Source organism: Bacillus sp. N447-1 (genome assembly GCF_022701035.1).
Lineage (GTDB): Bacteria > Bacillota > Bacilli > Bacillales > Bacillaceae_G > Bacillus_A > Bacillus_A cereus.
This window is the reverse complement of record NZ_CP065509.1, coordinates 2,471,790-2,484,895: the sequence shown is the minus strand read 5'-3', so window position 1 is coordinate 2,484,895 and position 13,106 is coordinate 2,471,790. Positions and strand designations below refer to the sequence as shown.

The following is a 13,106-nucleotide window of genomic DNA, read 5'->3' as shown; positions in this document are numbered from 1 at the left end:
AAACCTTTGTATAAAAGAGTTTTATAGTTATGTTATCGGTGATTTTATCTGGGAAATAACCGAAAAATAGAGGGGGTATATATTATAAAAGGCGAAAAATAGAGGGCTGATGAAATTGCTGGAGTAAATATGGAAAAATAGATAAAAAAATGAAAACTGATAGATTTTTTCGTTGTGAAATTGACTTTTAGTGAAGTTGCGATAATAATCATGGAAGAGGTGATATGATGAAACGAATAAGTAGTCTTTTCTTCAGTAGTTTATTGGCATTAATGCTGATCTTAAGCGGATGTGCAGGAAAAGAACAAAAAACAGAGAAACAGACAGGGAATCAAGCTACATCGGTAGAAAAAATTAGTGATAATATTTTAGATGAAATGGAAGGACCACCTAAAAATGGTCATACGATTGAAAGACATGTAGGCAAGTCAGAAGAGGATTTGAAGAATCGCTTGAAGACAGATAAAGTGTCAGCCGCAAGTACATACTATGATAAAGAAACAGCGACGAAAGCTGTAAAAGATAGCTTGAAGCAACATGACAAGGAAATTCAAGATTGGTTAAAAAATTCTAAAGAGGCTCGTCTCGTATTAAATACAACTCATTCATTTCCTGTTGGAAAAACGGTAATAAAGAAAAATATGAGTGTAAAAGACAAGTTAGTAAAAACTGTTACTGTTTTAGCAAGAGATAAGTCAGGAGAATTAGGGTTTAAGATTATTACTTCTTATCCATCTGATAAATAAGAAGGGGGAGTACATTATGTATACGACATTACAATACTTTCTTAAATCGTACTGTACGTTAAGTATTCATGAGGATGAAATAGTAAGCGTGATGGAAGAGTTTATTGAACAAGAAGACGAAGAAATTGTTTTGAAATTACGTGATGAATTAATAAATATGAAGAAAAAGAACGCGTGGGAAGAGGCGTGTGTATTAGCTGCGAAGCAAGGAAATCGTATGTGGTCTTTAGAAGAAACGAAAGACCATCTTGAAACTTTTTTACTATTACTGCAAAAGAAAAAGGCGTGATTAAATCACGCCTTTTTCTTTATGCTATTCGGTTGATATTATCTATTCTTTTGGAGCGCTTTTATATACGCTTTTTGAAATTTGTCCATTTGATATTACTTCCCCGTTTTGTGTTACTTTTTTATACGTAACCGCGGTGATTTTATCACTAGTTCTACTAATTACTTGAGAAGAAACTTCAACATTTTTACCAGTATTTGTACCGAAAATGCGTGTAGTAATACTACCTCCATTTGAAAATGCTTGAATATAAATATGATTGCCTGTATTATTTTTAAATTTTAAATCTGGACCATAATCTGCTACTGCTGCATCTTGTCCAAGTGGTAAATAATTTACTGGCATAGAATGATTGCTTCGAGAAACAATGCCTAAATCTGCCCTTAAAGCTGCACTGTATAATGTACTACTGACTTGGCAAACTCCTCCGCCTGCACTTTGTATTACTTTACCTTGTGAATATACTGCTGCAGATTTATAACCATGTGCAGCATCAGTTACGCCAACGCGACCGTTAAAACTAAATGTTTCATCAGGTGCGACAATAACCCCACTTAAAGTATTAGCTGACTTATTTACGTTAAATGATTGATTTCCGTTACGGCCAGCCATTGGAGTAGAATATTCAGCAATGACTTCTTTAATACCCATTTTCTGTATGTCTTCTGTAGAACGTTCTGGTTTTATGAATGTAACTGGTAATGTAACATCTGATTTACCAGTAGTAATAGCTTCATTTGTTAAACCGCTTAGTTTCCCTTTATCAATTTTTTCTCCGTTTTGGCTTTGACTAATATTTACTGTTGAGCCTTCAATACTTAATTCTGCGTTAACAGGATTTTTTAATGTTTCATTATATTTATCTTTTATAAAGGTTTCATAAGCTGTTGCATTTAATTGTGGTGTTAATTTATAGTCACGTTTTAATTCACCGTTTTCAGCTTGCTTACGCATTTTGTAACGATTCATTACGTTTCCTTCTTGTTCTTTGAAGATTTTGTCAATAATATCTTTCTCTTTATAATTTATCCCTAAATCTTTCCATGTGTAAGTTTGTTTATCGTTTTGGAATATGTAGGTAAGGGATTTTTGATCTAACTCAGTTACCTTTTGATTAATAATTGCTTGAATATCCTTCTTATTTTTTCCGTCGAGAGAAATACCTTCAAATGTAGTATTTGGTAATGCAGTAGTATCTAATTGATTATTTAATTTGGATACATATTGATATCCCCCAACACCGCCTACACAAAGTAATATGCCCCCAGCAATTGCAGAACCAATCAGTATTTTACTTAGCTTCATTTATTTCCCCCCAGAAATTTATGTATAAATATATGTATTACATTTTTTGTATAAAAATGATGAAAATAACATTATGTACGTACTAGTATACTATTATTTTCACTGTGTGTGTAATGTTTTCATAAAAATGTTACACCGCTGTAATAATTGTCACTTCTTGTCACAATGTGTATGAAAATATGTTGAAAAATATAATAAAAAGGCTGTCTAGAAAGATCTAGCAGCCTTTTTATTATAATTTTATGTTCATTTTTATTCGTAACACCGAGATGTTTTTGAAGGGTAGTTGAAATAGTATCGACGCTTTTTTCATTTGGAACGTAATAATAAATACCACCTATATATTTATCTGTACCCTCTACTTGCATTTTTTCCATTTTTAAATTTGAATCCATTGAATTTTTTGTAATTGTCATCATATCATCAAAAGTTAAATTAGTTTTTAAATCTTTATCGACAGCGTCTAGTAGGCCACCGATTTTATTAATGGAATTAAGAGATAGTGCCTTTTCAGCAATGGCCTCTAATACAAGCTGTTGACGTTGACCACGCATATAATCACTATCGATATGACGAGTTCTAGCTAGTGCCAGTGCCTCTTCTCCATTTAAATGTTGACGTCCTTTTTTTAGATGAATGGCATCTGCTTCATCTTTACTATTTTGCTCTGTGAACTCAACTGGAACGTCTACAGTAATACCACCAAGAGAATCAACAATTTTAATAAAGGATTTAAAATTGAATTTTACATAGTAGTCAACTGGAACATCTAAAAAGTTCTCTACCGTATCAATTGTGCTGTCTACACCACCGAATACGTGCGCATGTGTGATTTTATCGTATTTATCACGTGATTTAATGTAGACGCGTGAGTCACGTGGAATGCTTACAAGTTTAACGGATTTATCGTTTTTATTAATTGTTGCAAGTAATAACGCATCTGTTCGAGTTGCTTTTCCATAACCTTTTTCCCTAATATCACTTTCATCAACACCCATAATTAGTACGGAAATATTGTCGGTCATAGGTTTAACAGCTTTTTCACGTTTACTGGACTTATCTCCTCGACCTAGTTCAGCATAAGCGTTATTTAAGACGGACTTTGCTTTACTGTATATATGGAAGGAGTAGCCTCCTGCTCCAAGTGCTACAATTAGTAATGGAATAAGAAGGAACCAAAGTAGGCGTTTTTTCTTTGAGCGTCCTTTTTTGGCTCGCGTATTGTTGTTCGTGTCGGATTTCATCATTTTTTCTCCTTTAAAACTATCAAAGTGTATACATTTAGAAGTGTATTCAAACACATAAAAAATATTTTACGCTAAATAAAAGCGATTGTACATGTATAAAAAATAGATGTCTTGATTATTTATAAGACACCTATTCGTTATTGTATACAAAAGATAGGGATAAGAAAATGATAAAATTTTACCTAATTACAACATAATGCTTACGATAATTGCAGATAAAATACTAACGAGAGTAGCTCCATATAGTAATTTAAGGCCAAACCTCGCAACAACGTTTCCTTGTTCTTCGTTTAGTCCTTTTACCGCACCTGAAATAATACCAATGGAAGAAAAATTGGCAAAAGATACAAGGAAAACAGAAATAATACCAACTGTACGGGGAGAAAGGCTATTAGAAATTTTACTAAGGTCCATCATTGCGACAAATTCATTCGTTACAAGCTTCGTTGCCATAATGCTGCCAGCCGCGACAATTTCAGAACTGGGTACACCGATAAGGAATGCGATAGGTGCAAATACATAGCCGATTAATTGTTGGAACGTAATACCGAATATAATGAGGAACAGGTCATTAATACAACTAATTAATGCGACGAATCCGATGAGCATAGCGCCGACAACAATGGCTACACGAAAACCATCAAGAATGTATTCTCCAAGCATTTCAAAAAAGCTTTGTTTTTCACCTTTGATTTCTAAAATATCTTCGTCATCTTTAACGTCGTAAGGGTTAATGATGAGTATGATAATAAAACCGCTAAATAAATTGAGAACGAGTGCAGTTACTACATATTTAGGTTCAATCATTGTCATATAGGCACCTACGATAGACATAGATACGGTTGACATAGCAGAGGCACAAAGTGTATAAAGACGGTGTTTTGGAATTTGAGCTAATTGTTTTTTCACTGTAATAAAAACTTCTGATTGGCCGACAATGGCAGAGGCGATAGCGTTGTAAGATTCTAATTTACCAAGACCATTTATTTTACTAAGAAAGTACCCGATCCAACGAATAAAAAATGGTAATATTTTGAAATGTTGTAATATACCAATTAAAACAGAAATAAAGACGATTGGTAATAATACAGTAAGGAAAAATGGCATTTCACCTTTATTTGCAAGACCACCAAATACGAAATTTATTCCATCAGCAGCATACTCGAGTAGCTTGGTAAACAAACTGGAAATGATTCTAATAAGTATGAGGCCGATTTCTGTATTTAATAGTAAATAGGTTAAAATTAACTGTATAATAAGCATGATAAAAATTGGTTTAAATTTAATATGCTTCTTATTATTGCTAGCAATATAAGCGAGCAAGAAAACAACAATTAGTCCGACGAAAAAAGTAATGAATTTCATGGTAAGCCCCCCTAAAAGAGATATTCTGCTATATATGTTTTTCATTTCAAGGGAGAATATGCATCTTTGGTAAAGAAAGGAATAGAGAGAGCATGAATATATGTAGAGTGCATCACGTTGCAATTATTTGTTCGAATTATGAGACGTCAAAGTATTTTTATACTAGGATATTAGGGTTTAAAGAGATAAATGAAGTATATAGAAAGGAACGAGATTCTTATAAATTAGATTTATGTGTAGGAGAAGAGTATCAAATCGAATTATTTTCATTTCCAAATCCGCCTGAGCGTAAAAGTTTTCCAGAAGCAGCCGGTCTTAGACATTTAGCATTTGCTGTTACAAATATAGAAGAAGCTGTGAAGCATTTAAACCAATGTGGTGTTGAGACGGAACCGATCCGTATTGATGAAATAACGGGGAAGAAATTCGTCTTTTTCCAAGATCCTGATGGTTTACCTTTAGAATTGTATGAGGTTTGAAAATTGGTGGATTTTATATAGAGTTGCTTTCCAATAATTGAAGAAACTAAAGTGAAACTTCTTTTTAAAAGGAGGTGTAACTTTAGCTAAGAAAGCTAAAGAGCATATGTGGATATTTTAAAATTATTGATGGTAGTCATTCTTATTGGGTTAACAGCATTTTTTGTGGCTGTTGAATTTGCAATTATTAAGGTACGTAGCAGTCGTATTGATCAACTCGTTAGCGAAAAAAGACGAGGTGCACTGGCAGCTAAAAAGGTAACTTCAAATTTAGATGAATATTTATCGGCCTGTCAGCTAGGTATTACAATTACTGCTTTAGGGCTTGGGTGGTTAGGGGAACCAACCATTAAACATTTACTCGAGCCGTTGTTTTTAAAATTAAAATTCTCACCTGCAATTTCCAGTACAGTTTCATTTATTATTGCCTTTGCAGTAATTACATTTTTACATGTTGTCATTGGGGAACTTGCTCCAAAGACATTTGCTATACAAAAAGCAGAACAAGTTAGCTTATTGTTATCGAAACCACTTATTTATTTTTACCGAGTTATGTATCCGTTTATTTGGGCTTTGAATGGTTCAGCGAGGGTTGTAACTGGTTTATTCGGATTACATCCAGCTTCTGAACATGAAGTAGCTCATTCAGAAGAAGAATTAAGGTTAATCTTATCTGAGAGCTATGAGAGCGGAGAGATTAACCAAAGGGAATTTAAATATGTAAATAATATTTTTGAATTTGATAATAGAGTAGCAAAAGAAATTATGGTACCTCGTACGGAAGTTGTAGGCTTATATGAGGACGAACCATTTGAAACACATATTAAAGTAATCGCGCAAGAAAAGTATACGAGATATCCTGTATTTGGTGAAGATAAAGATGAAATTATTGGGATGGTTAATGTAAAAGATTTATTTATTCGTTATATGGATGGTAATCGGGATGAAGAGTGCTCAATTATGCCATATACAAGGCCAGTTATTGAAGTGCTAGAAAATATTCCAATTCATGATTTACTATTACAAATGCAAAGAAAACACATTCCATTAGCTGTATTGTATGATGAATATGGTGGTACAGCTGGGATTGTTACACTAGAAGATATTTTAGAAGAAATTGTTGGAGAAATTCGAGATGAATACGATGAAGATGAGAATCCTCCTATAGAGCATATAAGTGAAGGTTATAAAATCGTAGAGGGAAAAGTGCTTATTAGTGAAGTAAATGATTTGCTTGGCATACATTTAATTGCTGATGATGTAGATACAATTGGTGGCTGGATTATGGTACAAAAACAAATCGTTGCTGAAGGAGATATTATTGAGAAACACGGTTTTTATTTTAAAGTCCTTGAAAAGGATATGCATCAAATTAAACGAGTGGAAATAAGGAAAGTAGAAGAATGATTTTCTATAAACTTTAATAAAAAGGATATACAGAAAAATAAATGTTTGCGCTTTCAAAAAAGGTGCTATATAGTGAAGGTGGATACTGAAAAATTCTTCTGAATGATACTCGTGTTTTTAGAGGGCGGATTTTTTGGATAAGGATTTAGAATGAAAAAGTATAGGTGATAAAAATGATAGCAACGAAGGATATACGTATAGAAAAAGATTTTTTAGGTGAAAAAGAAGTACCAAGTGTAGCTTATTATGGTGTACAAACATTACGTGCCGTAGAAAACTTCCCAATTACAGGATATCGCATTCATCCATCACTCATTACAGCAATGGCAATTGTGAAAAAAGCGGCGGCGCTTGCGAATATAGATACTGGTTACTTAGCTAAAGACATTGGACATGAAATTGCAGAAGCAGCGCAAGAAATTGTTGATGGAAAGTTTCATGATCAATTTATCGTGGACCCTATTCAAGGTGGAGCCGGAACTTCTATTAATATGAATACAAATGAAGTAATTGCGAATAGAGCGTTAGAACGTATGGGATATGAAAAAGGGGCGTATGCGAAAATTAGCCCAAACACTCATGTGAACATGGCCCAATCAACGAACGATGCGTTTCCAACAGGGATTCATATTGCAACTCTTATGATGTTAGAAAAGCTTCTTATTACAATGGAAGAACTTCATTCTGCTTTTCGTAAAAAAGCAAAAGAGTTTGATCATGTTATTAAAATGGGACGCACACATTTACAAGATGCAGTTCCAATTCGCCTTGGACAAGAATTTGAAGCGTATAGCCGAGTGCTTGCGCGTGATATAAAAAGAATTAAACAGTCTCGTCAACATTTATATGAAGTGAATATGGGCGCGACAGCTGTTGGTACAGGATTAAATGCAAATCCTATGTATATTGAACAAGTGGTAAAACATTTAAGAACGTTTAGTGGATTCCCACTTGTTGGTGCAGAGCATTTAGTTGATGCAACGCAAAATACAGATGCATACACAGAGGTATCTGCAGCACTTAAAGTATGTATGATGAACATGTCTAAAATTGCAAACGATCTTCGTATTATGGCGTCTGGTCCACGTGTTGGGTTAGCTGAAATTCAATTGCCAGCACGTCAGCCAGGTTCATCGATTATGCCAGGAAAAGTAAATCCAGTTATGGCAGAAGTGATTAACCAAGTCGCATTCCAAGTAATCGGAAACGATCATACAATTTGCTTAGCATCAGAAGCAGGACAATTAGAGTTAAACGTAATGGAGCCTGTGCTTGTATTTAATTTAATTCAATCTATTAGTATTATGAATAATGGATTCCGTGTATTCCGTGAATATTGTATTGAAGGAATTACGGCAAATGAAGAATTGCTGAAGCAATATGTTGAGAAAAGTGTTGGAATTATTACAGCAGTTAATCCTCATATTGGTTATGAAGTAGCATCTCGTATTGCACGTGAAGCAATTGAAACAGGGAAATCTGTTAGGGAGTTATGTTTAGAACATGGTGTACTGACAGAAGAGGAATTGGATATTATTTTAGATCCATTCGAAATGACTCACCCTGAAATTGCTGGAGCTTCTTTATTAAAAAATAAAAAAATGTAATGTGAAAAACACCGATCCACTTGGATCGGTGTTTTATTTTTAAAAGATATTAAATACAGCGTTTAATTGAAGTAAGCTAATAACAGCTAAGAAGATTAAACTGTATTTCATTGCTGTCTTAAATAGAGCAGATTCTTTACCAACTAGTCCAACTGCGGCACAAGCAACTGCTACAGATTGTGGTGAAACCATTTTTGCCATTGTACCACCTACTACGTTTAAGGCAACGAGTGTAGAAGGAACGATGTTTAACTGGTCTGCTGTTACTGCTTGAAGTGGTGCGAATAAAGAACCACTTGAAACTACTGAACCTGTAATGAATACGCCAATCCATCCTAAGATTGGAGAAAGAACTGGGAATGCATTACCAGTAGAAGAGAATGCAAGTCCAAGTGTAGATGACATACCAGAGTAGTTTTCTACGTAAGCTAAAGCGATAACGCTACAAATTGTATATACTGGAGCTTTTAATTCTTTCATTGTTTCAATCATTAATTCTTTAACCATTTTACCTTTTACGCGGTAAACGATAAGTGAAACGATAATTGCTAGTACAATCGCAGTAGTTGTAGAAGAGAATACATCAAATTTGAAAACAGCTGCGAAAGGTGTATCAGCTTTTGTAATTGGTGTAGTTTTCATAACAGCATTATGAAGACCAGGGAACTGAATGTTAAATACTAAGTTTGCTAACGCACCATCTGGAGCAAATAAAGCTTTAATCGGTTTTAAGTTAAAGATTGTTACAAATGCAGTTAAGAATACGAATGGAGACCAAGCGTATAAAATTTGATTGAATGTATGTGATGCTTTAGTTTCTTGTTTTTCTTCTTTAGTAGAAGATTTTGGTTGCCAAACACGTAAGAATAATGCAAGAGCAATCATACTTACAACTGCTGCGAAAATATTAGTAAGTTCTGCACCTAAGAAGTAAGTCACAGCGAATTGAGTAATAGCGAAAGAAACACCACTTACAAGAATACCTTGCCAAGTTTCTTTAATACCTTTAATTCCATCGACCATTGAAACAAGTAAGAAAGGTAAAATAATACTAATGAAAGGTAAAATAAGAACAGTTTGACGACCAATAGTTAATGCGTCAAGTTGAGTTAATTGTGCTGGCACTGTAACTGGAATACCCATAGCACCCATAGCACCACCAGCAATATTAGCTACTAAACAAATACCTGCTGCTTTTAATGGATTAAAGCCCATACCTACAAGTAGTGCGGCTGTAATAGCAACTGGAACCCCTAGACCAGCTGCACCTTCTAAGAAAGCACCGAAAGAATAAGCGATTAATAATACTTGTAAACGTTGATCATTTGTAATGCTTGAAATACTATCGCGAATAATATTGAATTGCTCTGTTTTAACAGTTAATTTGTAAAGGAAAATTGCGGCGATAACGATAGTACAAATTGGATAAAATCCAGATAAAACACCGAATCCAGCAGATGCTACAGCTACTGTTGCTGGCATTTTATAAACAAATATTGCAAGGATAATAGCGACAATCACACTATAAAGACCAGCCATGTAACTTTTCATTTTGAATCCCATTAAACAAATGATGAAACAAAAGATTGGAAGTGCTGCGATTAGTGCAGATAACCAAATATTGTTTAATGGGTCATAAATTTGTGTCCAAGTACTCATAATAATGACAACTCCTATCTATTATATGTGAAGAAATTCACATTATTTGTGAAACTATTCACAATCAACTTACATGCTTAGTATATTCTCCTTCAACACTATTGTCAACGTAAAAAAGTATAATTATTCCATAATAGTGTTAAAAGAAAAGCTTTGTTCATAAAGTAGACAAAAAACACACTCAAATGAATTTAAGTGTGCTGTATAAACTATTTGCATATTATTTTGCTTATTCAGATGGCGTGTTTCCTATAAGTGTATATTAGATGCCGTCTTTTATATCGAGTATAAATTTTAATATATGCACCTATCTGTCCTATTTGATCTAGTGTGAGGGAGGATTGGTGAGTGGATTTAAATAGGAAGTTTTGCACAACAGTCCAACCGCTTGCAATACGAATAAAAAATTAGAAACAAACTTTTAATATCACATCATCTCTTTTTACTGAAAATTCCTTTTAGCGTAACAAAGAGGTTAATTATAGTTCAACTACATTACGATAGGTTATCAATTATAGACGGTATTTTACAATACCGTTACTGTACGTTTCAATGAGGTGAAAATATAACAAAAAGCTTGATAAAACAACGTTTGCAAGCAAAGTATTCGTAGGCCATTATTTTGCTTTTTCGTTATATCATATAGTATAATATTCAAAATCAGCAAGGATTTTTTCCTGAATTTTTGCTGATAAAGATGGAAAAATTTTTCGGCTTTATAGGTTGATAAAGTTATGTCGTAACAGGAAATATAAGAACAGATATATAAATAAATAAAAAGAACATAAAAACGCAAATAAAAACGAAAATGAGGGGAACTTTATGAGCCAAAATCAATTCGAATGTCGTATTTCAGAAGAAGATGTACAAATGTTAAGAGCGTTAGCTCACCCACTTCGTCTACGTCTAGTAATGGAACTTATGCAAAGAGGAACATGTAATGTAACACAACTACAGGAAGTATTAGAAATTCCGCAATCAACGGTTTCACAACATTTAACGAAGTTAAAGCAAAATAAAGTAGTGCGCTTTGAAAGACGAGGATTAGAAGTGTATTATCAAATCCATAATGATAAAGTAAGTGCGGTAGTAAAAACATTATTTTCTTAAAATTTGAATATTATGGAAAAAGACGTATGGAATATACGTCTTTTTTTATTTGTCAGAAAGGTAGTGAGAGAGTAAATATTAGCATGTGAGGAAGAAATGACTATCAATCAACATGCTGCCTTACGGAATATATTCTAAAAGGAAAAGAAAAAATAGAAAGGAGTGTAGTAAGCAAAAGGAGGGATAGTAGTATGGATGTGAAACGTGTGAAACAAATTTTATCTTCTTCAAGTAGAATTGACGTTACATATGAGGGCGTACCAGTATGGATTGAGAGCTGTGATGAGCAGAAGGGGAGTGCTCAAGTGTATGATGTATCTAATCCTGGTGAGAGCGTTCATGTGGACGTGACAGCTTTAGAGGAGAAATAATAAAAAAGACGCTTCTCAATTGAGAAGCGTCTTTTTGTTATTCCATCATATGTGCAATTTTCTTAGAGAACATAAGAAGTACTAATCCCAGTACAATTACGATAATACCGATACTTGCGAATACTTCTAAATATCCTAAAGATTGAGTGAAAGCAGCTAATTGTCCTGCTAATAAGTTTGCGAAGCCAGTACCAGCTAACCATACACCCATTAATAATGATGCTAATTTAACAGGAGCAATTGCACTTACCATAGATAATCCGATTGGTGATAAGAATAACTCACCGATTGTGTGGAACATGTAAGTGAATACAATGAATAGTAAGTTTGCTTTCATTGTAATGTTACCTTCATCGCTACCAGTTTTTAAAACAGCTAAAGTTAGAACTAAATATCCAATCCCTAGTAAAATCATGCCTAATGCCATTTTTGTTGGGATTTTCAAATCGCCATTTTTTGTTTTTGAAAGCTTAATCCATAACGCAGAAACAGGTAATGCTAGTAAGATAATGAATAGTGGGTTTACAGATTGGAACCAAGGTGTTGGAATTGTAAATCCACCAATTGTACGATCGACGAACTTATCTGTGTAAAGTGTTAAAGAACTACCAGCTTGCTCAAATCCTGCCCAGAAGAATACTACGAAACAAGTTAAAATTAAAATTGCAGCAGTACGTTTTTTCTCTTGTGTTGTTAAAGGTTTTTTCTCAATTGCTTTTGCATTTTTTTCTTTAGATTGTTTACCTACAACAGTTGTTCCGATAGACCCTAAGTAACGAGGTGCTAAGAAATTAAAGGCAAGCTGCCCAATAATCATACCGATACAAGCTGTTAAGAAACCGTATCTATAATCTGCAAAGTAACCGCAAATGAATGGAGCGATAAGAGCTCCTAAGTTAATCCCCATGTAGAAGATAGTGAAGGCACTATCACGACGAGAATCATTTTCGCTATATAATTGACCTAATAAAGTCGAAATATTTGGTTTGAAGAATCCGTTACCAATAACCAATAATCCTAATCCTAAGAAAAGTCCAGTTTTTGTGTTCATTGAGAATAATACAAAGTTACCAATTGCCATGATGATACCACCAATAGTAATGGCATGTCGCTTCGTAATGAAATGGTCAGTTAACCAACCACCAATAATAGGTGTGAAGTATACTAACATTGTGAAAATACCGTAAATTTGAACTGCAACTGCTTTATCAAATCCTAAACCGCCGCTTACTAAGCTCGTTGTTAAATAAAGAACTAATAAGCCACGCATTCCGTAATAACTAAATCTTTCCCATGCCTCTGTAAAGAACAACAAGTATAACCCTGGTGGATGTTTTTTTGGTGATTGTTGCTCTCCAGCTTTGTCTAATTTTAAAGCTGCATCCATTTTTGTTTCCCCCTAATCCTGTATAACGGATATTTATGTAATCATTTTAATTTACAAAATATTTAGAAGTCAATAGAATTATATGGAAATAGAAAGAAAATTTCTAAAAAAGTTCTATTTTTCTTCGACCGTTA

11 protein-coding genes and 1 pseudogene are annotated in these 13,106 nt (G+C 33.8%); 7 read left to right on the top strand and 5 right to left on the bottom strand.

Going from position 1 to position 13,106, the window contains the following annotated elements:
- The first annotated feature begins 227 nt into the window (after window positions 1-227).
- Window positions 228-746: an RNase A-like domain-containing lipoprotein gene (locus tag IQ781_RS12565; protein WP_000822694.1), complete on the top strand. Its 519-nt coding sequence runs from the start codon at window positions 228-230 to the stop codon at window positions 744-746.
- Between the two features lie 16 nt (window positions 747-762).
- The gene (locus tag IQ781_RS12560) at window positions 763-1,035 is read left to right on the top strand and encodes a hypothetical protein (RefSeq protein WP_000288803.1); all 273 of its coding nucleotides are present in this window, start codon (window positions 763-765) and stop codon (window positions 1,033-1,035) included.
- Window positions 1,036-1,077: 42 nt separating this feature from the next.
- Here the strand turns inward: IQ781_RS12560 and IQ781_RS12555 are convergent, their stop codons facing one another.
- The 3 genes and pseudogenes from IQ781_RS12555 to IQ781_RS12545 all read right to left on the bottom strand — a co-directional run bounded on the left by IQ781_RS12555 (window position 1,078) and on the right by IQ781_RS12545 (window position 4,952).
- Window positions 1,078-2,340 (bottom strand): VanW family protein, encoded by a 1,263-nt coding sequence (locus tag IQ781_RS12555; RefSeq protein WP_000777355.1) that lies wholly within the window; start codon window positions 2,338-2,340, stop codon window positions 1,078-1,080.
- 239 nt (window positions 2,341-2,579) lie between these two features.
- A pseudogene (locus tag IQ781_RS12550) lies at window positions 2,580-3,587 on the bottom strand (LCP family protein); the annotation flags it as partial.
- 186 nt (window positions 3,588-3,773) lie between these two features.
- Complete coding sequence (locus IQ781_RS12545; protein WP_000668866.1) at window positions 3,774-4,952, bottom strand: NupC/NupG family nucleoside CNT transporter; 1,179 nt, start codon at window positions 4,950-4,952, stop codon at window positions 3,774-3,776.
- A gap of 92 nt (window positions 4,953-5,044) precedes the next feature.
- Between IQ781_RS12545 and gloA2 the strand changes: the two genes are divergently transcribed.
- The 3 genes from gloA2 (at window position 5,045) to aspA (ending at window position 8,445) form a co-directional block, all read left to right on the top strand.
- A complete protein-coding gene (gene gloA2 / locus IQ781_RS12540) occupies window positions 5,045-5,431 on the top strand; it encodes an SMU1112c/YaeR family gloxylase I-like metalloprotein (protein ID WP_206904158.1) in 387 nt (128 codons plus the stop codon).
- Between the two features lie 108 nt (window positions 5,432-5,539).
- The gene (locus tag IQ781_RS12535) at window positions 5,540-6,838 is read left to right on the top strand and encodes a hemolysin family protein (RefSeq protein ID WP_000353313.1); all 1,299 of its coding nucleotides are present in this window, start codon (window positions 5,540-5,542) and stop codon (window positions 6,836-6,838) included.
- 173 nt (window positions 6,839-7,011) lie between these two features.
- A complete protein-coding gene (aspA, locus tag IQ781_RS12530) occupies window positions 7,012-8,445 on the top strand; it encodes an aspartate ammonia-lyase (RefSeq protein WP_000562156.1) in 1,434 nt (477 codons plus the stop codon).
- Between the two features lie 39 nt (window positions 8,446-8,484).
- On the opposite strand, the gene IQ781_RS12525 is transcribed toward aspA, so the two are convergent.
- The gene (locus IQ781_RS12525) at window positions 8,485-10,104 is read right to left on the bottom strand and encodes an L-lactate permease (RefSeq protein ID WP_017673740.1); all 1,620 of its coding nucleotides are present in this window, start codon (window positions 10,102-10,104) and stop codon (window positions 8,485-8,487) included.
- An 822-nt stretch (window positions 10,105-10,926) separates the two neighbouring features.
- Here IQ781_RS12525 and IQ781_RS12520 point away from each other — a divergent pair.
- Window positions 10,927-11,214, top strand: a complete 288-nt coding sequence (locus tag IQ781_RS12520) for an ArsR/SmtB family transcription factor (RefSeq protein ID WP_000081428.1) — start codon at window positions 10,927-10,929, stop codon at window positions 11,212-11,214.
- Window positions 11,215-11,405: 191 nt separating this feature from the next.
- The gene (locus IQ781_RS12515; protein WP_000382679.1) at window positions 11,406-11,585 is read left to right on the top strand and encodes an acid-soluble spore protein H; all 180 of its coding nucleotides are present in this window, start codon (window positions 11,406-11,408) and stop codon (window positions 11,583-11,585) included.
- Between the two features lie 37 nt (window positions 11,586-11,622).
- Here the strand turns inward: IQ781_RS12515 and IQ781_RS12510 are convergent, their stop codons facing one another.
- On the bottom strand, window positions 11,623-12,972 hold the full coding sequence (locus tag IQ781_RS12510; protein WP_000338314.1) for a peptide MFS transporter: 1,350 nt from the start codon (window positions 12,970-12,972) through the stop codon (window positions 11,623-11,625).
- Window positions 12,973-13,106 lie beyond the last annotated feature (134 nt).